This is a genomic window from Streptomyces sp. NPDC101166, from assembly GCF_044768125.1.
Lineage (GTDB): Bacteria > Actinomycetota > Actinomycetes > Streptomycetales > Streptomycetaceae > Streptomyces.
Genome location: NZ_JBIWPF010000001.1, coordinates 330,106 through 352,750, shown reverse-complemented (window position 1 = coordinate 352,750; position 22,645 = coordinate 330,106). Strand labels below are relative to the sequence as shown.

The 22,645-nt window shown below is 67.0% G+C and carries 17 protein-coding genes; 10 read left to right on the top strand and 7 right to left on the bottom strand.

From position 1 onward, the window contains the following. Positions 1-171: 171 nt before the first annotated feature. The 3 genes from ACIRS4_RS01530 to ACIRS4_RS01520 all read left to right on the top strand — a co-directional run bounded on the left by ACIRS4_RS01530 (position 172) and on the right by ACIRS4_RS01520 (position 3,060). Positions 172-435 carry a helix-turn-helix transcriptional regulator gene (locus ACIRS4_RS01530; RefSeq protein ID WP_404188338.1) on the top strand — a complete coding sequence of 88 codons (264 nt, stop codon included), beginning with the start codon at positions 172-174 and terminating at the stop codon, positions 433-435. 160 nt (positions 436-595) lie between these two features. Continuing rightward, on the top strand, positions 596-1,546 hold the full coding sequence (locus tag ACIRS4_RS01525; RefSeq protein ID WP_404188336.1) for a DUF6083 domain-containing protein: 951 nt from the start codon (positions 596-598) through the stop codon (positions 1,544-1,546). 38 nt (positions 1,547-1,584) lie between these two features. After that, the gene (locus ACIRS4_RS01520; RefSeq protein WP_404188333.1) at positions 1,585-3,060 is read left to right on the top strand and encodes a UvrD-helicase domain-containing protein; all 1,476 of its coding nucleotides are present in this window, start codon (positions 1,585-1,587) and stop codon (positions 3,058-3,060) included. A gap of 8 nt (positions 3,061-3,068) precedes the next feature. Here ACIRS4_RS01520 and ACIRS4_RS01515 read toward each other — a convergent pair whose 3' ends face one another. The 4 genes from ACIRS4_RS01515 to ACIRS4_RS01500 are packed head-to-tail and all read right to left on the bottom strand — an operon-like array spanning position 3,069 to position 9,539. Continuing rightward, a complete protein-coding gene (locus ACIRS4_RS01515; RefSeq protein ID WP_404188331.1) occupies positions 3,069-5,003 on the bottom strand; it encodes a TniQ family protein in 1,935 nt (644 codons plus the stop codon). Positions 5,004-5,044: 41 nt separating this feature from the next. After that, on the bottom strand, positions 5,045-6,295 hold the full coding sequence (locus ACIRS4_RS01510) for an AAA family ATPase (protein WP_404188329.1): 1,251 nt from the start codon (positions 6,293-6,295) through the stop codon (positions 5,045-5,047). Then, positions 6,292-8,637, bottom strand: a complete 2,346-nt coding sequence (locus ACIRS4_RS01505; protein ID WP_404189739.1) for a transposase — start codon at positions 8,635-8,637, stop codon at positions 6,292-6,294. The genes ACIRS4_RS01510 and ACIRS4_RS01505 overlap by 4 nt, the downstream gene beginning before the upstream one ends. A 17-nt stretch (positions 8,638-8,654) precedes the next feature. Then, on the bottom strand, positions 8,655-9,539 hold the full coding sequence (locus ACIRS4_RS01500; RefSeq protein ID WP_404188326.1) for a TnsA-like heteromeric transposase endonuclease subunit: 885 nt from the start codon (positions 9,537-9,539) through the stop codon (positions 8,655-8,657). Between the two features lie 220 nt (positions 9,540-9,759). Between ACIRS4_RS01500 and ACIRS4_RS01495 the strand changes: the two genes are divergently transcribed. Next, entirely contained in the window at positions 9,760-12,285 is a 2,526-nt protein-coding gene (locus tag ACIRS4_RS01495) for a TniQ family protein (protein WP_404188324.1), read from the top strand. 160 nt (positions 12,286-12,445) lie between these two features. On the opposite strand, the gene ACIRS4_RS01490 is transcribed toward ACIRS4_RS01495, so the two are convergent. Further along, complete coding sequence (locus ACIRS4_RS01490) at positions 12,446-14,056, bottom strand: TerD family protein (protein WP_404188321.1); 1,611 nt, start codon at positions 14,054-14,056, stop codon at positions 12,446-12,448. 407 nt (positions 14,057-14,463) lie between these two features. On the opposite strand from ACIRS4_RS01490, the gene ACIRS4_RS01485 reads away from it, so the two are divergent. The 6 genes from ACIRS4_RS01485 to ACIRS4_RS01460 all read left to right on the top strand — a co-directional run bounded on the left by ACIRS4_RS01485 (position 14,464) and on the right by ACIRS4_RS01460 (position 21,031). Next, positions 14,464-15,690 (top strand): VWA domain-containing protein, encoded by a 1,227-nt coding sequence (locus ACIRS4_RS01485; protein WP_404188318.1) that lies wholly within the window; start codon positions 14,464-14,466, stop codon positions 15,688-15,690. Next, a complete protein-coding gene (locus tag ACIRS4_RS01480; RefSeq protein WP_404188316.1) occupies positions 15,687-16,358 on the top strand; it encodes a DUF6308 family protein in 672 nt (223 codons plus the stop codon). Before ACIRS4_RS01485 ends, ACIRS4_RS01480 begins: the two co-directional genes overlap by 4 nt. 284 nt (positions 16,359-16,642) lie before the next feature. Further along, positions 16,643-17,248 (top strand): hypothetical protein, encoded by a 606-nt coding sequence (locus ACIRS4_RS01475; protein WP_404188313.1) that lies wholly within the window; start codon positions 16,643-16,645, stop codon positions 17,246-17,248. A gap of 49 nt (positions 17,249-17,297) precedes the next feature. Next, entirely contained in the window at positions 17,298-18,218 is a 921-nt protein-coding gene (locus tag ACIRS4_RS01470) for a DUF1918 domain-containing protein (protein ID WP_404188311.1), read from the top strand. 76 nt (positions 18,219-18,294) lie between these two features. After that, entirely contained in the window at positions 18,295-19,842 is a 1,548-nt protein-coding gene (locus ACIRS4_RS01465; protein ID WP_404188309.1) for a multicopper oxidase family protein, read from the top strand. Positions 19,843-19,960: 118 nt separating this feature from the next. Further along, positions 19,961-21,031: a zinc-dependent alcohol dehydrogenase family protein gene (locus tag ACIRS4_RS01460; protein WP_404188306.1), complete on the top strand. Its 1,071-nt coding sequence runs from the start codon at positions 19,961-19,963 to the stop codon at positions 21,029-21,031. Positions 21,032-21,115: 84 nt separating this feature from the next. On the opposite strand, the gene ACIRS4_RS01455 is transcribed toward ACIRS4_RS01460, so the two are convergent. Both ACIRS4_RS01455 and ACIRS4_RS01450 read right to left on the bottom strand, forming a co-directional pair. After that, the gene (locus tag ACIRS4_RS01455; protein ID WP_404188304.1) at positions 21,116-22,153 is read right to left on the bottom strand and encodes an SPFH domain-containing protein; all 1,038 of its coding nucleotides are present in this window, start codon (positions 22,151-22,153) and stop codon (positions 21,116-21,118) included. 4 nt (positions 22,154-22,157) lie between these two features. Continuing rightward, on the bottom strand, positions 22,158-22,589 hold the full coding sequence (locus ACIRS4_RS01450) for an NfeD family protein (RefSeq protein ID WP_404188301.1): 432 nt from the start codon (positions 22,587-22,589) through the stop codon (positions 22,158-22,160). Between the last annotated feature and the right edge of the window lie 56 nt (positions 22,590-22,645).

Genomic DNA, 22,645 nt, shown 5'->3' with positions numbered 1-22,645 from the left:
CATGGAACGCGCGCTCCTCCCAATCGATCCCGCGCTGTCGTCCTCTCATGCGAGAGCGACGGCCGCACACGGTAGTGCAGACCTCTGCCCTCTCGCTCGCATCCTCACCGGCAGAAAATAGGGCAGAGGTCTGCACTGACAGGGCAGTGGTCTGCCCCGTCGGATGGTCAGGTGACGATCTTCCCGCCCGATCCGGACTTCGAGGCCCTGCGCCTGGAGCTCGCGCGCCTCCGGGCGGTCCGCGGATGGAGCTATGACGAGCTTGCTGCCCGCAGCGGACTCGCCCGGCGCACGCTCATCGAGATCGAGCAGGGCCGCACGATTGGGACTCTGAAGTCCTGGCATGCCCTTGCGCATGCCTTGAACACCCCTCTCGACGAATTCTTCGCTGCCCTGTGCAATGGGCATCAGCCCCCCAAGCGCGCCGACGGGTGACGGGATTGAGAGCGCGGCGGTTGCCATCCGCTCGGATCGGTGACTGGCTACGAACCCGTGTTCGGGCACTCGAAAGTCAGTGTCACCAGATGCGGCAGTCCGGGGGACATGAGCGGTGTGACGCCGGCTGGACGGCGTGTTGCCTGGCAGGTTCGCCCGCATGCGCTCAACACCCCTTCCTTCACGCCATTGGGACGGCAGCCTCTTCCATGTCCGTAGGAGGCGTTCCCTGCGCCTGAGCAGCGACAGCGCAAGCCGTCTGCTGCGATGCGGTCAGGGTGACCGCTGCCGGGATTGCGGCAACCGAATCGAGTGGTACCACAGCACCAACGAACGGCCCGTCCGCCTGCATCCTCACGAGCTGCCTGCTGAGAAAGTGCCGCCATCGTGCCATTGGCACGTCAGCGGCGGCGTCGCACATCCGGCAGGGGACGGCAGCGGCTGGTGCCGCCTGCCGCACGCCATGGTGTGTCCGGCTCGCGACACCAATCCGGCCGCGCCGGAACTGACAGGGCTGCATCGCGCTCTGGCGGTCAACACCCGTCGCCTGATCGACAGTGGCGCATTCGTTCCCCCTCCCGCCTTGCCGGACACCGAAGCGTCAGCAAGCACTACCTGCCGTCCGGCCCGTCCCGTCGTGCAGCTCCTGTATCTCCGCTACCTCGCCAATCACCCCGTGGACGAAATCCAGTGCGTTGCCCAGACCCGCCAACGTCACCGCTGCACCAGCCCACTCCTCACCCCTGACACGCAGGCAGGCGTCTGGACTCTCCTGCCCTCCACCACAACGCACGGCCAACTTCCCCTGCCTGGCGAGTCCATGGCCGTCTACTCACTCACCGGCCTGTCCTATGCAGAGCAACTTCGCTGGCGGGCTCAACGCTGCCCTGAGCACGCCGCCATTCCGACGGCCGCCGATGTGGCGCTAGCCGAATGGGAGTCCTTCGACCCGCTCCTCCATCACGAGCACATCCGCACCCGGCTCCCGACGCTCGTCCGACGCCGGGGGGCTGCCGGCTATGGCAGCAACGCACCCCGGCTGACCGCGCACCGCACCGTGGGAGCTGATGAACTCGAGGACCTTCCCCAGCCGTCACAACGGCCCGTTTGAGCGCTCCGTCATGCTCCGCCTCTTCCTGAGGAGCCCTTGTGCCTACCCCGACCGACGAACAAGTCCGAGCCGCCGACACCTTCCGGGCGGGACACCACCTCGTCCTGCAAGCGGGAGCCGGTACCGGGAAGACGACCACCCTCGCGATGCTCGCCACCGGTACACAACGCCGCGGGCGCTACCTGGCTTTCAACAAAGACATCGCTCACGACGCCGCCACACGTTTTCCCCGAACGGTGACGTGCAAGACGGCCCATGCGACTGCGTATGCGGCCCTCGGGTATCGCTACGGGAGTCGGCTCAATGGCCCGCGCCAGCCGGCCTGGAAGGCGGGCCAGGCCCTCGGGATCACCCGGCCCATCCGCATCGGTGATCACGAGATCAGCCACAAAACGCTCTCCCACACAGTGCTACGAACCGTGACACGCTTCTGCCACTCCTCAGATCGAGCCCTGGCCCGCCACCACGTGCCCCGCCTTCGCCGGCTGTCGGCGAACGCCGAACACGCCGAGCTGACAGAAGTCGTGATGCCGTTCGCGACCAGGGCCTGGTCCGATCTACAGGCCCCCGATCAGGGCGTGGTCCGCTTCGAACACGATCACTACCTCAAGATGTGGGCACTGACTGAGCCCAAGATCGACGCGGATTTCCTTTTCCTCGACGAGGCACAAGACACCAACCCCGTGCTTGAGCAGGTCTTCAACGCCCAGCGAGATCACGCCCAGCTCGTCATGGTCGGAGATTCTGCCCAGGCCATCTACGGCTGGCGCGGCGCACGCGACGTGATGACCGATTTCGACGCCACTGCCCTCACGCTGACCTGCTCTTTCCGCTTCGGCCCACGCCTTGCCGAGCATGCCAACCACTGGCTCGAACTTGCCGAGGCACCAATCCGTCTCACCGGCAGTGAATCCATCCCTACGGAGGTCGGTGAGGTCACCCACCCGGACGCGGTGTTGTGCCGCACCAACATCGGTGCCATGGCCGAGGTCATGCGTCTCCTTTCCGAGGGCCACCGGGTCGCGCTGGCCCGCGGTGGCCACACGCTTGCGGCCCTTGCTCTGGCGGCTCGTGACCTCCAAGACGGCCGCCGCACCAGCCATTCGGAACTCGTCCTCTTCGCGTCGTGGGGAGACGTGCAGGATTACGCGGCGTATGACCCCGCAGGCGGAGACCTCCAGCCCTTTGTCGACCTCGTCGACACGCATGGTCCGGACGCCATCCTCACCGCGGTCAACGAGCTCACTGGCGAGGACCGGGCTGACGTCATTGTGTCCACAGCCCACAAGGCCAAGGGCCGGGAATGGCAGACTGTCCGTATTGGTGACGACTTTCCACCGCCCAAGGACACTGATCAGTGCGATGCCACCGGCCGCCCAATCCCGGAGCCCGTTAAGGACACCGACGCACGCCTCGCATACGTCGCCGTGACCCGGGCACGCCGCCGACTCGACCTAGGGGGGTTGTCCTGGGCAGAAGCGCGAGCGGATTCCGCCGTTGTCGCAGGTAGATGAATCTGCGGTTAGCGGACCTCGCGTCGCCATCTGGCACGTTCGTTCTCTCGGACTGGCAGATGTTGTTCAGTAGTGAATTCGTCCGTCATGGGCCGGCTGCCGCGCGTCTGATCGCACACGTGTGCCAAACGACTCGCGTAACACCCCAGCCGATCGAGCAGCAGGGCTTTCTCTCCTTTACGGTGGCAGGCAGCTCGGAGGATTTGGTTCACGCTGGCGACCACGTGCTGGGTGTCGCGACCGGAGGACCGGAGGTCACGGAGAACGGGACTGTGCAAATAATCGCCTTGAGTGACTTGAGCCCAAACTAGTGCCGTCGCGGCTGCCGGGCTCGGCGAGGTCCGCGCGCCACCCAACGTCTTGAGCCCATGTGACACCTCGCTCCATGCTTCTTTGGACAGGCTCCAAGGGAGCAAAGAGCGACGTCGGTTCGCGTAGTCGATGCGTTGCGGATCTGAGTCCAGGTTGCGGGCGATTAGTTCAACCAAACGGTCGAACTCTGGCCGTGATTGCGTTGGTTCCAGTATTCGCTTGAGGACTCTGAGGCTCTGTTGTGCTGTCGCCCAGGGGATACCAAGAGCTTCAGCGCACTCGGACCACGTGCCACCTGCCGCCATCTCGGCAAGCTTCAGTGCAGCCGCTCGGCGTAGATGACGGATGTTCCAGTTGGTCGGGGACGCCATGCGTCCCCGGAGCGCGGTGGAGTGAAGGTCCCACCACGCTGTGGGCAGTAGCGCAGGGACATGCTCGATAGCAAAGAGGCATTCCCGTGATGGTGTACGCAGGTTCGAGCCGGGGTGGCCGCCTGCGCGGTGAAATCCGTTGAACTTGCGAGCCAGTGCACGGGCGAGAGCAGGTGAGAAATCCATACGACGGAAGCTTGCGGCCTGGTTCGGTGTCAGCCGCTCGAAGGCGGCGCGTGCCAGCGGGTGCACGCGATCCCGGAACTCTGCATCACCTTCGTGCCGAAGACTAAGAGTCTCGACGGCCGTGACGAGGAGGGCGGCGCATTGTGCGGCATCGTCCGGAGCGGGCCACGGGTTGGACAGCGGGTAATCGCGCCCGCGTGCCTGCTCCGGTTGCCGCGTGATCGCGATGGCATGACTGTCGATCAGTTCGCAGAATCGTGCTGATCCGACCAGGGACACACCTGATGGCCAGCTGCATTTGATCAGCTGAGCGACAGCGATCAGATCGAGGAAGAAGTACGGATCATTCTCTGCGCCCTGGGCAGGTGCGGTGAACAGCTCTCGTTCGATGTGGAGTTGTGCAGCGAGAACGCGGTCTAAGTCCCCGGAGGTCAGCAGCGGTTTTTTGCTTGCGGACTGATCGAGTCGGCCTCCGCAACAGTGGTGGCTCTCGGTCGGAGCCGAGCGCGGGCCGCCCAGCGGCTGACGACATTGCGCTGGATGGAGCCCGACCGCAGCCCGCTGCATAAGCAGGCCGGGGCGTTCCGTTCTTGGGGGACGGTTGGCCAGGTTGCCGCACTGTGGGCAGGTGCTGGACAACAGCGTCGAGTGCTTGGTGCAGGCGAACACTACGGGAAGGTGCCATCGGAGCTTCCAGGCACCACCAAGGGCATCTTGCACAGGGCTTCCGTCGCCGGCCAGGCATTGGGGGCAGAAGCGGCTGGACAGATCGACCGCCCAGCGCCGTCTCGCGGCGGCATGGTTACGGCTCTGATCCAGGCGGGTCGTGCGGAGCGGCGAGTACGTCGAGGCAAGCCCCGACCCAGCGAGGGTGAGCCCTTGTGCTTCGGCAGAGGAGAGCCGGGCGGCTCCAGCGAGGGCGCCGACGGCATGGGGTGGCAACGTGAGCAGGTAGCCGGCGGGCAGGCGGCGGTGCATGGTGCTGAGCCCGCACAACTCGCCGATGCGAGCAGGGGACCGTTCCAGTCGGCAGGCGAGTCGGAGCAGGAATCCGGGCAGCGATTCTTCAGGCAACGGGGCCAGGCTGCGGGCTAACCACCGGCGTTCTATCCCGTTCACCCTGCCGACCCGGCGGCCTCCGGACCGACGTCGTCGAACACGGTGTTGCGGCGCCTGGGCCTTTTCTTCGCCGATGCTTTGTGTGGCGGGATAGCGGGCTGTTCGCCAGAGGCGGCGTCGAGGTCGGGCATGTCACCGGGGGTGACGGTGAACTGGTTGAGGAGGCCCTTCGTCAGCCGCTCGCTGCCGTCCTCGATAGCGAGACGTAGTCCGCGCTGGATGAGCTTCTCCAGAACTCCCACGATGCCTCCGGTGCGGCGGAACAGGTACTCCGGCATGTCGCCGTCAGTGAGCATGCCGTTGGTATCCGACAGGAGCCGCATGTGGCCCTCCAGCCCGCGCAGATGGGTGATCCAGGCCTCCATCTCCTTTGCTGTGCCGTACCGGAAGGGACCAAGATCTACTACCTGGAAGCGGCGCTCGTGCTGACTGGCGGCGTGGTCGTTGGGGCTGCGGCCGCGATCCTTCACCGGCGGATAGATCCACTCACCCGTCTTCGGATCACGTCTGCCCTCCCGCAACAGCCCGGAAGTGGGGATGCCGACGCCAACGAGGACCAGCGTGACCGGCATGCTCATCATCTCGCGGATCAAGTCAAGGACGTCCTGATCGGCTTCTCGGTGGAGCTTGAGGCGGGTGATGTCGTCGATCACTAGCGCCTTCGTGGCGTGCTCGATGATCGCGGTTTTGACGGTGCGGATCAGGTCTTCGAGCCGCATACCCTTGTAATCCTCGCCGTAGAAGTCGAGGATGCGCTGGCAGGTGGCGATAGGCGTGGCTTTCACCGGGCAGCGTACGTAGGCGACCGGAGCGACCAGATCGCGAGTGCCGGGCATCGCATCCGGGTTCATGTAGTTGTGCAAGTCCAGCCATTCCTCCATGAAGAGCGCCATCGCCTCGCACACTGTTTCCGTCTTGCCCTGGGCGCCGTCCCCATTGACCATGATTCCGCCGCGAGTGCCGGCCTTGTGGCTGAAGGCGCCTTCCTCCACTCTTGCCAGTACCGCGTTGGCGACGCTCTCGCTCATCGGGGTGGCCTCGATCGGCAGGCTGCTGTGCGTGGCGATCCGGTACAGGTTGTAGAGGCGCTTCTGCCGTCGTGACTTGCGAGCAAACTCTTCTCCTGTGAGTACGGGAGCGGGAACGAAGTCCTTGCGGGTCTGGCACCAGCGCTGCCAGCCTTCCCAGGTGGTGCGATCCACCGGCGGCCCGGGCAGGAAGGAAGGATCGGTGCCTTTGGGGCTCACTGGCTGGCCTCTTCCTCTGTCCTGGCGGTCGGCTGGTCAGGTTCCTCATCGTCGAAGTCGTCATCAGACAGGGTCATGAAACTTGAGGCACGCAGCCGTTCGGACAGGTCCTGAGGCGGAGCCGGCTGCTCGATCACGGCGGCCTCCCGGCGGCGTCGGCGTTCGCGGGTCACCGCGTCCTCGCCCTGCTGAGCACGCTCTTTCCAGCGCAGGTGGACTACCTTGCCGTCGTCGGTGCCGACTCGATCTGTCGGAGCGGCGATGACGTGTGAAGGCATCGCCTTCTTCTTGGCTGTGGCGTCTGTGGGGCGGTCGGCTGCCGCTGCGGCCGCCTGAGCCATCTCACGTGCGTGCTCGGTGCGCTCCTTCTTCGACAACTGCGTCGGCCATTGGTCGACCGGGACATTCTTCCCGATCAACTCCAGTAGTACGGGTAGCAGTTCGGTGTCTGCCTTGGGCGCGAGGCCCCGTCGGCGTAGCTCCCGCATGGCCTCGCGTACGCGGGCGTCGCTGAAAGCCGGCACCTTGCCCTCGTCGGGCAGCCCTGTCCAGCGCAGTGTGTGCCATTCATGGGTGCGGGGGTCCTGGAAGAACACGAAGCACGGATCGCGCGGGTCGCGGTGGATCACGTATCTGTTCTTGTGCCGCCCACCGCGATGCGAGAGCTCACCGCGGTAGGGATCCAGGGCGTCGCCGTCGTACCACAGGTTCTTGATCTTCACGCCGCGTTTGCCGTGGATCATGACTTTGTGCCGCGGCAGCAACTGGTAGTACAGCTCGGCAGGCGGGATCCGCAGCGCGAAGCCCCCCTGCGCCATTGCCGCGGCGAACAGGCTATTGGGACTGTGAGCGCCGCCTGGGTCCCAGCTCGGCGCGTACGAGTCGAAGCGCCGGTTCTGCCAGACCTTCACAATCCACGTGGCGACGAGATGTTCCAGCTCCGCCACCGTCAGGCAGGCGTCGGCCTCTGGGTCTACGCCGCGGTCAGCGGTATCCACGCCCTGGAAGCCGGGCAGGATGCCGAACACCAGTGACTGGATGGCGCCGAACGTCCGCTCCACGGACCACTTGTCGGTGGGACGCAGTACGCGACTGGGCTTGATGTTGGCCTTGATGACCCGCTGCACTTCAACCAGATGATGGTTGCGGTAGACGGCTCCGTGGTCGGTGGTCACGGTCTCGGGGGCGAAGAACGGAAGCCCGGCCACCTCGTGCCCGGCGAAGTCCGCGACCACCGTGCCGGGCACACCGGGGTAGGCCCACTCCATGTCCTCGCCCCAGTCCGGACGCATCGGCAGCGGCATCATCATGTCCCGCAGCACCATTGCCACATCCATCGAGGTGTCGGAGACGAGACTGAGCCGGAACGCAACGATCGAGCGTGTGTAAACGTCCAACGCCAGCGTCAAGAACACCGACACTGGATCGCCGAACACGTTTTCCAGGACTTTGACAGGCAACACTGTGGTGTCCAGTGCCACCACCTGTCCGGGCCGGTGCACGACGACGTGCCGACCCGTCGCGTACCCCTTCGCTTTCGCCGCCGATCGTGCATATCTCTGCCGAGCCCCGTTTGAGCCGAACCACTCCCTCCAGATGGCCCGCAGGGTGTCGTATCCGGGGATCTCCTCATGCTTAGCGTCAGCGAAATTGACGTCCGCAGCGCCGAAGACCTCGCGCATGTACTGGTGAATGAGGCGTTCTTTCTCCCGCATGGTCAGTCTCGAGCGGTGCTGCGCCTCGGCGTACACCGCGTACAGGGCCTCGCGCAGTTCGGACGAGATCTTGTGGCCGGTCGCCTCCCTCAACCACCGGTCATCCGCCACGCCCACAGGACCGTACCTACTTTGTCCGGTACCCCAGCGCACCAGAGTGCGAAGACTCACCCGGTACAGGCCGTTGGCCTTCGCCTGTGCGGGTGCTTCAGCGGCGGCGCGGCGCAGTTCCTGCACCTTTGCGAGCCGACGCTGGGTAAGCGTCGTGGTGTCCGGGTCGTACTGCTGGCGCGGTTCGTGAGGCAGCGCGGCAAGCGGGTCGCCGCTCCGATAGCCGGTTTCGACCTCGCGCAGGTGCTCCAGCCGGAGCAGGACGATGGTGCGCTGCGCCGGTTCCAGGTCGTCCATCGACTTCGGCTGGCGACCCCGGTCAGCGGCCGGCAGATCTGTGCGGGTCCGAGTGGAAGGGCGGCAGTCCGTACGATGGATCAGTTCGCTCACCGAGGTCTGCCACGACTCGCCATCGTCATCGACGAGCGTAACCCGACCCAGGTGAGGCAGACAGGACTGGATCCGCCACGCGGCGCCGCTGACGATCAGCTCTGCGCCCGGTTCCAGGGTCCACATGGCGTCCACTGCGGTGCTCACCGCTCAAGCCCCCGGTGTTGTTGCCGCGGAGCCAGCCGAATCAGGCTCGCGTCCCCGAACGGTACGGAGAGATCCACGCCGAGATTCCGATTCCACAGCAGATGAATCGCATGCGCCCGGCCGATAGCCGGCAGGCAGCAGCGCTCGACCAACTCTCCGTACGACATGAGCCCTTGTGCGGCCGTCTCCTGTAATTGCGCCTGGATTCCGAGTACGTCTGACAACGGGCGCCGCTCCGCCGACAGTGCATCCACGTTGGCCAGCACATGCTGGCGCCACCCCACCACGACGCCGTACCGCCAGCCTGCTGAGAGTGCGGCTTCCGCTGAGGCGGCAAACTTCAAAGCGTCTTCCGCCGTGATCCGGCCGGCCGGACGTACGTCGATCAGGAAGAGTCCGGAGTCAGTCACCAACAGGAAGTCCGGCGTGTGCTCGATCTTCCTCCCCTCGGCGATGAACTTCAGCCGGAACGGCTGAGACAAGGCCTCCAGCAGCCCGGCGGCGAAGTCGGCGACCAGCAGCAGACACTCTTCCTCATGGCTCTCAAAGGCATGGTGGCGGTCCGTCGCCATCACGTACTCGAGCCCCGGACGGTGGAACTGGTTCGTGCGCCACGTGAAACGGCGTACAGGAATGCTCCGCCCGATGTCGACCTTGTCCAGGTCGCGCACTGGGCCAGTTACAGTGCCCCGGCCGAGCTTCCACGTCGTGGTCCAGCGCACGGGCCAGCTCTCGTCGAGATCCAGCGACTGCACGTGGTCCGTGAACCCGGCATCCAGAATTGCAAGATCCTCAAGACGGCACGCGTCGGACCATGCGGCGTCGGAGGTGCGCGTCGACGATCGGCAGGACCAACCGTGCTCCGGATTTGTCGAGTTCACCTGCTGCGACTCCTCTGACCGGCTTCACCGACATCGCCCCACTGGTCCGTGCGCTCAGAGCGTCATGACGGTACGACGTACCTCGCGACCTGAGGCAGCCACTCTGTCGGGAGTCACGCGATTGAGTGAATATCTCACCGTTTCCCTTCTGTGACAGCAGGCGAGCTGAACTGTTGGACTCGTATAGCGCGGCACGAAGTCGCGATCTGGGCCGTCGAGGATGTGCCGCAGCACTGGGGCACTGCCCGGGCGGGCGCTCCGCGGAGGAAGCTGGGGCTTGGGCGTTGCCGGAATGTCAGCGAGGTCGAGTCATCAGCAGACCTGTTGTCCAACCCAGGACGGAAGGAATGGCGGCATGGCACCCCAACAGCTCTCGCGTAGTCTCACGCCACTTACAGGGGAGTCGCTGCCCGGATTCCTGCTTCGCACCGCATACCGGCTTGAGCGCTCTCCCGCCCGGGTCGCTGAGCTGGTCGGCCTGGCGTCGCGACATCGTCGGATCGCCCACGCGCATCTTCGAGCCATGCCTGAAGAGGTGATCCGGGAATTTGCCTTGAATGCGCGCCTGGCAGAGCGCGAAGCCGATGCTCTGACCTTGAGGAGATTCAATCAGACGTATCCGCCGCTCAGAAAGATCCGGACGGACAGCAGAACGATCGGTAACAGTGCCGCAGTCAATTGGGCTGTTGCTGGCTCCGGCCGGTACTGCCCCGACTGCCTGCGAGGTGACGGCTCAGCCGTCGAAGAAGCCTTGGGGGGAGCTTGGCAGTTAGTGTGGCATCTTCCGGTTGTCTTCGCCTGCGTGCAGCATCGGCGTCTGCTGGAACACCGCTGCCCGGCCTGTTGTCAACCGCTCGAGGGTGCGGGTCGTAAGCGGAACAGCTTGATCAACAATTCTATGCTGACCGGACTACACCCCCTGCAGTGCCGTAACGCTCTTACTCGCAGGAGAGATAATCCGCTCCACTGCGCCAAGCCCGCCCACAGTGTGCCGTGCGGAATGCGACTTGACCGAGTGAGCCAAGATCCAGATAGCGCACTGCCAGACAACGATCTGGATCATCTCCTTGCCCTGCAACTGCGCATCTTGGAGTACCTCTCGCCACAGGCCCAATCCCGGGATGGGGGCGTCCGGCCTGACGGGTACTATTTCTCAGACTTGATCGCAACTGCCCATCTGATCAAACTGACGTGGCCTCTGGGTGCTGAATTCCTGCCATTCGCCCGTCTGCAAGGCCTCGTCCAAGCTTATGTGGAACCTTTGCTTGCGCAGATCACCGCCCGGCAACAGAACCAGCGGCAGAAGGCTGCGGATAATCGACGAACGAAAATCGCCCCCAGTGACTCCGCCCTGTGTGGAGCTCTCCTCGCAGCAGCCGATGTGGCGCTGGGAAATCGTGAACTCCTCACGCTACGACCTCGCGTACAGCCCCTGGCTCGGGAGGCATACCGCAGGGCAAGGAGCTACGCCGGCGGTGTCTGTAGAAGCACCGACATCTCACCGGCTCTGGCCCGCGCCACCACATGGCGCATCCATAGGATGCCTGTTCGGGTCGAGTTGCGGGCCGGGCACTCGACTCAACACCACTTCCGAGTCGAAGAAATTCCGTCATTCCTGCCTCTAGCATTGGTCGATCAGTACTTTGCCGAGCTTGTTGAGCGCCTTCCGCGCTTTACCACCACGATCGAACGGCACCTCCGGCGGGCCGCACCGCTGCGGCTTGCCGAACTGAAGTCAGGCGCAGCTTGGGACGACTGCGCACCAGCGCTGGGAATTCATCCCGGTCTTGCTCGAAGTACCCTCAAGCACCTCGGGCGCCAACTGGAGGCGCTCTGCCTTTGGCCAGCTTTCGAAGAGGCTGTCGAACAGATCGCCAGATACCTGGACACGACATCTCAACGTATCAACTATGCCAACAGGCGCAGATGCTTGACTTTATGGCGTCTGCCGCTGGACGACTGGCTCACCATGATTGACGGGCTTTCTGGACTGGAGAGAATAAGGGAGCAGGCGGACCCCACAATGGGCTCGGCCCAAGTCTGGGCTGAAGTAACTGAAGGAGAGCGCATGCGCAGTCCGGTTGTGCTCGACCTTCTAGAATCTGGCGAGGATCGGCGGGCGCTCTGTGCACTCCTTTACCGGATGGGTAATGGGGCGAGAGGACCGAGCCTGCGGTTGCGTCGACGACTTCACTTGTATGCCGAACGCCTCGCGTCTTCTTGTGACCAGAACCGTGAACCGGCGGTCTCAGTGGGTGAGGTAATCCGTGACGAAGAAGCTGTAGCCGCTGGTTTGATCCAGGAGGAGAGGCAACAGGTGAATCTCGATGCGACGTCACGTGTTGCAACCCTGAACCGCGCGGTTCGCGAGTTGAAGGACCCTGTAGGGCAGATGGCGCCGGAGGGTCTGTGGGAGCTGTTCCAGCGTGTAGTCCCGACGCCATCCGACCGGGCAAGCAAGGCGACATCTCAACGCATCGGCAACCGAGAGGCCCTGGCCGCGATTGTGTTCGCTTCGACCTCAGGGTGCGCGTGGCCACTACTCCCATCGGGATTCGGCATGTCGGGCCAGACCGCCCGGCAGAGGTTCATTGAGTGGACCGAAGCCCATGTGTGGACGGAACTGTGTCAACTACTCCGTGACGGGGCTGGAAGCCATGGTGATTTGGACTGGTCGCGACACGTCATCGACGCCGTCAGCACGCGAGCAGGCAAGACACAGCACAAACGGCGCCGAATCGTCTAATTTCTGCCAGGATGATCCAGAAATCGGATCGGCTGGCACCGCTGGGTGTTCGAGAGAACGGCGTCCTGACTGGCTGTCGGCGCTTCCACTCAGCACGGTGCTCTGCGTGGTGGCCCACCCCGGCGGCGGACTGGACTCCCTTGCCCCGCCGGTCGCAAGATCAAGCGACGTCGACTCCATAGGCCCGGGCGAGGCCGTCAAGCCCGTCTGCCCAGCCCTGGCCGAGGGCCCGGAGCTTCCATAGCAGGTGGCCGTCGGCACTGTGCCGATAGAGCTCGGCGATGACCATGGCTCGGATGGAAGGGTCGGCGGGAGGCTTGAAGGTCCAGCTGACGCCGCCTGCGCAGTCGAGATCCAGGGCTGCGTGGGTGAGGGATCCGCAGGTCAGACCGGTTTCGACGTCCATGTTGATGGCGATGGCGACCCGCTGCGTCCCATCGGGCAGGGCGGACAGATGGACGATGGCGCGTTCGACTGTCTGGGGGCCTTCCTGCTGTTTGCCGAGGAGGCGCGCGCCACCGCCGGCAGCGGACGGCTGGTTGTAGAAGACGAAGTCCTCGTCACCAGAGACCCGGCCGTCGTTCCCGACCAGGAACAGGGTGAGGTCGGCGTCGGCGCCGGCGAAGCTGAATGAGACGCGAAGTCCCTGCCAGGCTTCCTCGGGCAGGACGAGGTTCTGGCCCGGAATGAGCACAGTGGACGGGGTGGGGGGAACAAGGGGCGTGGGGTGGGACGGGGAGAGAGTCTGCTGCTTCCACTCGGCGAATGACCTGATTCGGTACGGGTCGCCGGCCCTGGCCGGGGGCTCGGAGGGTGTGTTGGCGCCGAGGGTGATGTCCAGGTCGGCGAGGGAGGGCTCGCCGGAGTCGGAGGCGTCTTGGGCGCCGTCCAGCAGGTCTTGGAGGCCAGGTACGCGGGTGGTGTCCAGAGGCTTGAGGGTGCTCGAGAAGTTGCCGGAAGCGGTGGTGGTGACGGAGCAGGCCAGGTCCTGACCAATGTCCAGGAAGCGCAGGGCGTCGTCCGGCTCCCGCCAAGGCGTCGACTCGATCGCGTGCCGTGTCCAGCGGCCGTAGGCGACAAAGCCGAGTCGCTGAGTGTCGGGCAGGCGAGTGAGGACGGCCAAGTCGATGGCTTCGATGCCGGGCGCTGTTGCGAAGCCCTCTTTGAGCGTGGCGACGATATTGGAGCCCATGGCCGTCAGCCACCACAGGATCCGGTCGCGTTTGGTGAGGTTCTTCAGGGTGGGGCGCCCGCTGGTTGTGAGGCCGGCGGTTTGGGTGGGCATCGTGTCGAGGTCCTGCTGTCGCATGACGACCGACAGGACGGAGCCGTCCACGCCGACTGCGCAGCCGGCGGCCGGGTTGTCGGAGAAGGCGGTGTTCACTGCCTCGCAGACGGTGGCCTCGTCGTTGGAGAGCAGTGCCTGCCACCACTGGCCGGCCTCAGTGACCATCTGTTCCCGGGCGGCGTGCAGACGTTCCGTCTCCGTGGCCAAGTACTCGGGAGCGTCCTGCTGGGCGCGCTGTTTGGCGGCAGCGCGCTCGGCCCGTGCCAGGCGGCCCACCCCTTGCAGGTGGAAGGTTTGGGCCTCGGCAAGTGCCCATGGCAGACCCAGATGCGGAGCGGCTGGGATCAGGGGCGGTTGCGCGGCGGCGAAGGACTGCAGGTGGACGCTGGTCATCTGCTGTCTCAGTTCTTGCAGTTGAGCGATGGCGGCGTCGCGCTCCGCCTCCTGTTGTGCTCTTTCCGCCTGGCGGCGCGCTCGCTCCAATTGGGCGGCCGAAGGAGTGACCGACCGGGTCTGCGTGGTACGCCGTGTGGTGGTCCGTCGACGACTGCCGCCTAGGGAACTGGACGCGTAGAAAGGGCCGAGGCCCGTCGACACCCTTGCTCCGCCGCTGCCCACACTGAGCCTCGCCGCACGTGGCCCCACAAAGGTCCGCACACCGCGTGTGGAGACACGCACACTCATCCCAGGCACACCGACAACACGGAATCCGAATCCCATGGTCCACCCCTTTCCCCGGGAGCACAGTGTGGCACTAACAGATGCTTCGGGAGTACGTGCGAGGCTCATCCGCCCCTGGGGAATTTCGTCAGGGGCCAATTCTGTCCAAAGCCGGGACGGTCGGGCGTCAGGGGTCTACCGTTTCCCTCTCGGCGATCAAGGGGGCGAGGATGCAGACGACGTCGTTGCGTAAAGGGGAGAACACCGGGCTGTTGACGGCGCCGGTGGTACTGACGGTGTCGGTTCAGGGATTGGCCGCGGATGTCTCGGCACTGTTGCTCGGAGCGGACGGCAGGGTTCGGAGCGACGACGACTTGGTGTTCTACAACCACCCGGCCCAGGACGGCGTATCAATCGCTGGCTCGGCGGTCACGGCCGATCTTGTGCGCGTGCCGACTGACGTGGACCGACTGGTTGTCGTGGTGAGTGCCGATCCGCTGCAGCCGGGCGCGGTCTTCACCCGTGCACCGATTCTTTCCATCTCCCAGACGGGCTCGCCGACCAGGTCGTTCACAGCGCCGGACTTCACGTCCGGGGAGACGGTCGCGGTTCTGGCGGAGCTCTACCGACGAGATGGCGGATGGAAGATCCGCGCAGTGGGACAGGGTTACGCCTCCGGTCTGGCTGGTCTCGCGACCGACTACGGCGTCGATGTCGAATCCGAGCCAGCCGGAACCCCTGTGCCACTTCCCGCCCAAGGACGCCAGAACTCCAGTTCTGCGGGGCCTGCGGTGGACCTGTCCAAGGTCGAACGGCTGGCCCCCGGACTGCTCTCTCCAGCACGACAGGCCGGCAAGGCCCTTGCGGACCGGGACATCACGAACCGGCGGGCCGCGGTATACCTGATTCTGGATCACGACTGGCACATGGAAGAGCTGTACGAGTCATTCGCAGTGCAAGCTTTCGCCGAGCGCGTCTTGGCGCTGTCGGCCAACCTCGATGACGACGGCACTGTGCCCGTGGTCTTCTCCAGCGGAAGGGAACCATTCCTGGAGGAGATCCGCCTCGACAACTACCGCGGTCGCATCGGGCAGCTGCACACTCAGGTCGACTGGGGGTGGGGCAATGTCGCCGACGCCATGCGTCGTGCAGTAGGGCACTACCAGGAGTCCGGGGCCGCTGATCCCGCCTTCATCGTGACTCAGGTCGGTGATGAGCCCTGGGACAAGGCCGAGGTCCGTTCCCTGTTGCAGAACACCGCATCCCTCGGGGTCTTCTGGCTGTTCGTCGGGTTCGGGCGCGGCAAGCTCGCGTTCTACAAGAACCTCAACGCATCCGTCTCCGCTTCCTTCACCAACGTCGCCTTCTACGACGCGAGCAAGAATCCGGGATCGGTGCCCGACGAGCGGTTCTATGCAGGGCTCGTCGATGCCTTCGCCCTCTGGTTGCGGCATTGAGCCAACCGCCGCTTATCCACCGACTGAGTAGACTCATCACCTCTGATCAGGCCGTATCCAATCTCCGCCGCTACTACGGCACCGGCCAGCTCAGTGAAGCAGCGCCGTTCACGGGTAGTCGTTTCGAGCATCTGGCCGGCGGAGGGGACCGTCAGGCGGTCGCGAACGTCGTGACCGCCGATGACCTGATCGCTGTGCAGACCCTGTCGGTCAGGATTCCCGCACAGACCGCCCTCGACCCCCTTGAAGGCGATCTCGGTGTCCGGTTGTCCAAGTTGCTGAGCAGCGTTCCCTTCGACATCGACATGGCCGAAGCCGAGGCTGCCGACCTGACCGAAGGGTCGCCGGCCCACACTGCCTGGCGAGTCCTCTGCCACGAGACCGGAATCGGGTGGGTGACGGCCGGCAAGCTCCTCGCCCGGAAGCGGCCGCGGCTGCTGCCCGTCTATGATCAGGTCGTTCGCTGCATTCTCGGTCGGCCGAGGTCGTTCTGGCTCGACCTGCATGGTGCGCTGAGTGCCGACAATCACGCGCTGCACCGCCAACTGTTGGCCCTACGGCAGGCCGCCGACCTCCCCGCGACCGTCAGCGCGTTGCGGGTGTGCGACGTGGTGCTCTGGATGCATCACCGTACGGACCATCAACAGAGAAGCTGCATCGGGACCTGAAGTCCATCGGCCACACACAAAAGAGCCCTCTGCCCGGAGAGCAGATGCCCCCGCGCTCCCGGCGAGACACCCTGTGACCTGCGGTGTACGAAAGTGCCAACTATCTCTCTGATTCCGTACCTGCAGGTGCTGAACCTAATCGGCATCAGTGCAGGTCACGAAGGTTGTCCAGTGCCAACTACCGATCCTGGTCACACCGGCGACTCTCACCCGTGTGGCGTGGCGGCGGACTCCGTCTCGTACCAAGCTGGACATGACGCCGGCGACCTGCTGGAGGCCGAGTCATGAGTGCACAGAACGCGCCGCACGCGTCCGGTCCGCCCCCGCCGCGCCCGGAGCGCGTGCCGAAGTGGGCGAACCCCCTGCGGCGTACGTCCGACAGGTTCGAGTCCTGGTTCCGGGGCCTGGTGACGCTGCTCCTCGTCCTCGGCCTGCCGGCGGCGGCGATCAGCGCGGGGCTGGCGGCGTACGAGGCGTCGATGCGCACCGTGCGGATCCAGTCGGCGGAGCGGCAGGAGGTCACCGCCCGGGTGACGGCCGACGTCAAGGGCGACGCCGCCGACGGGAAGCGGCAGGCGCGGATCCGCTGGACGGCCGCCGACGGCACGGTGCGGACGGGGACGACCTTCGTGGAGTCGGGCACGTCCAAGGGCGCCGCCCTGCGGGTGTGGGTGGACCGTGACGGCAGCCTCACCGGCGTGCCGATGAACGAGCTCAACGCGACGACCACCGGCTGGTTCGTGGGCGCCATGGCGGCGGCCGGCGTGGCCACCGCGTTCCTGGTGGCGAAGTCCGGCATGCGCCGGCTGCTGGACCGTAGAAGGTACGCCCAGTGGGACGCCGAGTGGAACACGGTGGAACCCCAGTGGTCCGCGCGTTTCCGCCGGTGACGGACCCGCTGATGAATGCAGCACCACTTCAAGGAGAGGGGCGACGGTCATGCGAGCTCACCTCGGCGACCGTCTCGTCATCGACAGCCCGACGACCGGAGTCACCGGGCGCGACGGCGAGATCGTCGGACTCCGTCACGAGGACGGAACACCTCCCTACGACGTGCGCTGGTCGGACACCGACGAGGTGACCCTCGTGTTCCCCGGGCCCGACGCACACGTCCGGCACACGGAGAACGGGGCCGCCGGCCGTTCCTCCCCACCGGATGCCGGCGGCGCGGCATCCGCTCGGCCGACCGTGTCCCCGCATCCCGCCGGCATCGGCCGGCGTCTGGCCGCCGAACGCCGCAGGCGGGGACTCAGCCGGGAGGAAACGGCCCGCCGCGCCCGTATCTCGCCCGCGTACCTGGCCTACCTGGAGGAACAACCGGCCGACCCGAGCGCGGCGACCCTCCTCGCGCTGGCCGCCGCGCTGGGCACCACCGCCACGGCCCTGCGCGGGGCCGACGTCGACCTGCCGCCCGGACAGGGGCACGCGCTGCCGCACCCTCAGCTGCGCGACCTCGGCCCCCAGGAGTGCCGCCGCCTGCTGTCCACGCACGGCGTGGGGCGCGTAGCGGTGTCGGCGCCCGACGGCCACCCCGCGGTCGTCCCGGTGAACTACGACGTCCTCGGCGACGACATCGTCTTCCGCACCGCGCCCGACTCCGTGCCCGCGGCGGCCGTCGGCACGGAGGTCGCCTTCGAGGTCGACCACGTGGACGAGGCCATGAGCGAAGGCTGGAGCGTCCTCGCCGTGGGTCCCGCCGGAGTCGTCACCGAGCCGGAGGCCGTGCGCGGGCTCGCCCGGCGCGCCCGCACCACGCCCTGGGCGGGCGGTGAACGCGACATGTGGGTGTCGATCCGTCCCACCCGCCTGACGGGCCGGCGCATCACTCCGGCCGATCGACAGCCGCGCGTGCCGGAGTGAATCCCGCGGCCGTCACCTCCCGGCGGATCGGCCGGCCCTCGCGGGCGCGCCTCCCGAGCACGGAAGGGAACCGGTCATGAACACCGTCGACCGCCGCTGCGTGCTGCGAGCCGGCCTCGGTGCCGCAGCGGCCGGCGCGCTCGCCGCCTGCACCCGTCCGGGCAGTGCTCCCGCCCTGGTCAGCCCGTCCGGGGCGGCGGTGGCCGCGAAGGACGGTGAACGAGCCGGCACCGGCCCCACCCGTGCGGTGACCTTGGTCGCCGCGCCGGCCCAAGTGGAGCTGGGCGCCGGGCTCATGGCCGACACCTGGGCCTACGACGGCCGGACGCCCGGCAAGGAACTGCGCCTCTCGGCCGGCGACCGGCTGGCCGCCACACTGTCCAACCGGCTCCCCGACGGGGCCACCACGTCCGTCCACTGGCACGGCATCGCCCTGCGCAACGACATGGACGGCGTCCCGCAGGTCACACAGCGACCCGTCACGGCCGGGAGCGACTTCACCTACCGCTTCAGCGCCGGCGTCCCGGGGACGTACTTCTTCCACCCTCACGTGGGGGTCCAGCTCGACCGAGGACTGCACGCGCCGTTGATCGTGGAGGACCCGAAGGAGCCGCTGCCCTACGACGAGGAGTGGGTCCTCGTCCTCGACGACTGGCTGGACGGGGTCACCGGCACCCCCGACGACGTCTACGCCGAACTGCGGCGGGGCATGAGCGGGATGCACATGGGCAGCCGCCCGGGTGTGACGGACGGCACCCGGCCCCCGTCCTCCGGCGCGGGCATGCCGACGCGGCCCATGCCGCGCTCCCGCAGCCCACTGCTCGGGGGCCGCGCCGGCGACGTCGAGTACCCCCACCACCTGATCAACGGCCGTGTTCCGGCCGACCCGGAGATCCTGCGCACCAAGCCCGGCCGGCGCCTGCGGCTGCGAGTGATCAACGCCGGCGGAGACACCGCCTACCGCGTCGCCCTCGGCGGCCACGAACTGACCGTCACCCACACCGACGGCTTCCCGGTCCGCCACCGGCCGGCCGACGCGCTGCTGGTGGGCATGGGGGAGCGCTACGACGCCCTGGTCACCCTCGGCGACGGCGTCTTCCCGCTGGTCGCACTCGCCGAGGGAAAGGACGCCACCGGCATGGCCGTGATCCGCACCGGCTCCGGCGGCCTCCCCCGGGCGTCGACCCGCCCGAGGGAACTGGACGGCAGGATCGGCTCCGCTTCCCGGCTCCGGGCGGCGGACGAGGTATGGCTGCCCCCGAAGAAGCCCGACCGGGTCCACCGCGTCGAGTTGACCGGCGGCATGATGGCGTACGACTGGTCCGTCGACGGCCGCCGCTTCGACATGGACGACCCGACCGCGCACCCGCTCACGGTGGAGGAGGGCCGGCGGGTCCGGCTCGACTTCGTCAACACCACCGCCATGTGGCACCCGATGCACCTGCACGGCCACACCTTCCAGCTCGGCGCGAGCGGGCCGCGCAAGGACACCGCCGTCGTGCTGCCGAGGACGACGGTGTCGGTGGCGTTCGACGCGGACAATCCGGGCCGGTGGATGCTGCACTGCCACAACGCGTACCACGCGGAGGCGGGGATGATGGCGCTGCTGGCTTACCTGGGCTGACCGGGGAGGGGCCGAGGGGCGGGCGCCGGGGGCCGGACGGCCCGAGCGGAACTCCTCGTGACGGGACAAGCTGGATGAGGGGGCATCCCGTACCGGACCGAGAAGAATGAGGAAGATCATGAAAGGCTTCGTCTTCCACGGCCCCGGACAGTCCGCCTGGGAGGAACTCCCGGACCCGGCCGTCAAGGAACCCACCGACGCGATCGTGCGGGTCGACACCGTCACCGTCTGCGGCACGGATCTGCACATCCTCAAGGGCGACGTTCCCGAGGTGCGCCCGGGCACGGTTCTGGGCCACGAGGCCGTCGGCGAGATCATGGAGGTCGGCGGCGACGTGCGGACCGTGCGTCCGGGCGACCGCGTGCTGGTGTCGTGCATCAGCTCCTGCGGCCGCTGCCGCTTCTGCCGGGAGGGCATGTACGGCCAGTGCCGGGGTGGCGGGGGCTGGATCCTCGGCCACCTCGTCGACGGCGCCCAGGCCGAGTACGTCCGCGTCCCCTTCGCCGACCTGTCCGTGCACGCCCTGCCGGCGGCCGTGGCGAGCAAGGACGCGGTCCTGCTCGCGGACATCTTCCCGACGGCGTACGAGGTCGGCGTCCGCAACGGCTGCGTACGCCCCGGGGACACCGTCGCCGTCGTCGGCGCCGGGCCCATCGGCCTGGCGGCGATCGTCACGGCTCGTCTCCTCGCCCCCGAGCGGATCGTCGCCGTCGACCTCGCCGCGTCCCGGTTGGAGGCCGCCCGGCGGCTGGGCGCCGACGCCGTGGCCGCCGGGGGTGAGGACCCGGAGCAGCTGATCGCCGACCTCACCGACGGGCTCGGCGCGGACGTGGTCATCGAGGCGGTCGGGGCGCCGGAGAGCTTCGAACTGTGCACGCGGATGGTGCGGCCCGGTGGCCACGTGGCCAACATCGGCGTCCACGGCCGGCCCGCGACGTTGCACCTGGAAGATCTGTGGATCAAGAACGTGACCATCACCACCGGGTTGGTCGACACGCACTCGACCCCGACCCTGCTGCGGATGGCCGCAGCCGGCCGGCTGCCCACCGGGCACCTGGTCACCCACACCTTCTCGATGGAGCACATGGAGGAGGCGTACGACGTCTTCTCGCGGGCCGCCGACACCGGGGCCCTCAAGGTGGTGCTCGGCGGCCCACCGCACGACGAACTCGCCGTCGTCGCCGCCTGAACGGGGGAGGGCTTTCGCCGTCGGCCGGCGCAGGCCCGTCCGCCGCCCCGTGCTCAGCGCCGTTCAGGACGCCCGTGGACGCGGTCAGTCGGTGCGCTTGCGGCGCGGTGCGACGGCGGACGGGGAGCCGTCGGCCTCCGCGGCGTCCGCCAGGGCTTCGGCCGCCGCCCGTGCCGCCTGGGCCGTGTCGTCGGCCGCCTGCGCCGCCATGTCCTGCCGCGGGGGTTCGTCGAGGGTGGCCGGCGACGGCGGAAGGACTTCGGTGAACGCTTTCGACACGCCGTGCAGCGCGGAAGTGATCTCGCTCGGGATGACCCAGAAGTTGTTGCCCGATCCCTGCGCCAGCTGGGGCAGGGCCTGGAGGTACTGGTAGGCGAGGAGCTTGGGGTCGGGGTCGTTGCGGTGCACGGCCTGGAAGACCTCGTCGATCGCCCGCGACTGGCCTTCCGCCTGGAGGATCGCGGCCGTCCTGTTCCCCTCCGCGCGCAGGACGGCGGCCTGCTTGTCCCCCTCGGCGGTGAGGATCTGCGACTGGCGCTGCCCCTCCGCGCCCAGGATGGCGGCCCGCTTGTCCCGTTCGGCCCGCATCTGCTTCTGCATCGCCTCCTTGATGGACTGGGGAGGGTCGATGGCCTTGATCTCCACCCGGTTGACCCGCAGTCCCCACTTGCCGGTGGCCTCGTCGAGCACGCCGCGCAACTGGCTGTTGATCGTGTCGCGGGAGGTCAGGGTCTTCTCCAGATCCATGGAGCCCACGACGTTGCGCAAGGTGGTGACGGTCAACTGCTCGACCGCCTGAAGGAAGTTGGCGATCTCGTAGAAGGCGGCGCGGGGGTCGGTCACCTGGAAGTACAGGACGGTGTCGATCTCGACGACCAGGTTGTCCTCGGTGATCACCGGCTGCGGCCGGAAGGAGACCACCTGTTCGCGCAGGTCGATCAGCGCGTGCACCCGATCGATGTAGGGGATGACGAGGTTCAGGCCGGGCGTGAGGGTCCGGTGGTAGCGGCCGAGCCGTTCGACGTTGCGGGCGCGCGCCTGAGGCACGATCCGCACCGCGCGGACGACGGTGAAGATCGCGAACAGCGCGACGACCAGACCGGCTATGACAGACGCGGACATGGCTTCACTCCCGGGGGTAGACGAACGCTGTCGTACCGCTGATCTCCATGACGTCGACGGTGGTCCCGGGCGCGATGACCAGGGTGTCGTCGTAGGAGCGAGCCGACCATTCCTCGCCGTCGATGCGGACCCTGCCGCCCGTGCCCGTCACCTCCGAGACCGCGAGGGCGGTCTTGCCGATCAGGGCGTCGATGCCGAAGCGCGGCCCCTGCGGCGGGAGCAGGTGGCGCAGCGCGACAGGACGGACGAAGAGCAGGCTGACGGCGGCGACGAGGGCGTACGCGACGAGTTGGAGGACCGGCGGGAGGCCTGCCGCGGCGAGGCCGGCGGTCGCCAGCGCGGCCACGCTCAGCATCCCGAGCGCGGCGGTGAGGGTGAAGATCTCCGCCACGGCCAGGACGGCCGCGATGATCAGCCATATCAGCCACGGATCCATGACGTGCCCGCTCTCACCAGGGGCGGCCTGAGGAGGATGCGCCTGCGGCGCATGAC

Bases quoted from the DNA above. Each gene is read 5' to 3' on its own strand.
- ACIRS4_RS01475 (WP_404188313.1), top strand. From the start codon at position 16,643: ATGAGTGCACAGAACGCGCCGCACGCGTCCGGTCCGCCCCCGCCGCGC.
- ACIRS4_RS01455 (WP_404188304.1), bottom strand. From the start codon at position 22,153: ATGTCCGCGTCTGTCATAGCCGGTCTGGTCGTCGCGCTGTTCGCGATC.
- ACIRS4_RS01465 (WP_404188309.1), top strand. From the start codon at position 18,295: ATGAACACCGTCGACCGCCGCTGCGTGCTGCGAGCCGGCCTCGGTGCC.
- ACIRS4_RS01450 (WP_404188301.1), bottom strand. From the start codon at position 22,589: ATGGATCCGTGGCTGATATGGCTGATCATCGCGGCCGTCCTGGCCGTG.
- ACIRS4_RS01495 (WP_404188324.1), top strand. From the start codon at position 9,760: ATGTGCCGCAGCACTGGGGCACTGCCCGGGCGGGCGCTCCGCGGAGGA.
- ACIRS4_RS01525 (WP_404188336.1), top strand. From the start codon at position 596: ATGCGCTCAACACCCCTTCCTTCACGCCATTGGGACGGCAGCCTCTTC.
- ACIRS4_RS01505 (WP_404189739.1), bottom strand. From the start codon at position 8,637: ATGTGGACCCTGGAACCGGGCGCAGAGCTGATCGTCAGCGGCGCCGCG.
- ACIRS4_RS01470 (WP_404188311.1), top strand. From the start codon at position 17,298: ATGCGAGCTCACCTCGGCGACCGTCTCGTCATCGACAGCCCGACGACC.
- ACIRS4_RS01485 (WP_404188318.1), top strand. From the start codon at position 14,464: ATGCAGACGACGTCGTTGCGTAAAGGGGAGAACACCGGGCTGTTGACG.
- ACIRS4_RS01460 (WP_404188306.1), top strand. From the start codon at position 19,961: ATGAAAGGCTTCGTCTTCCACGGCCCCGGACAGTCCGCCTGGGAGGAA.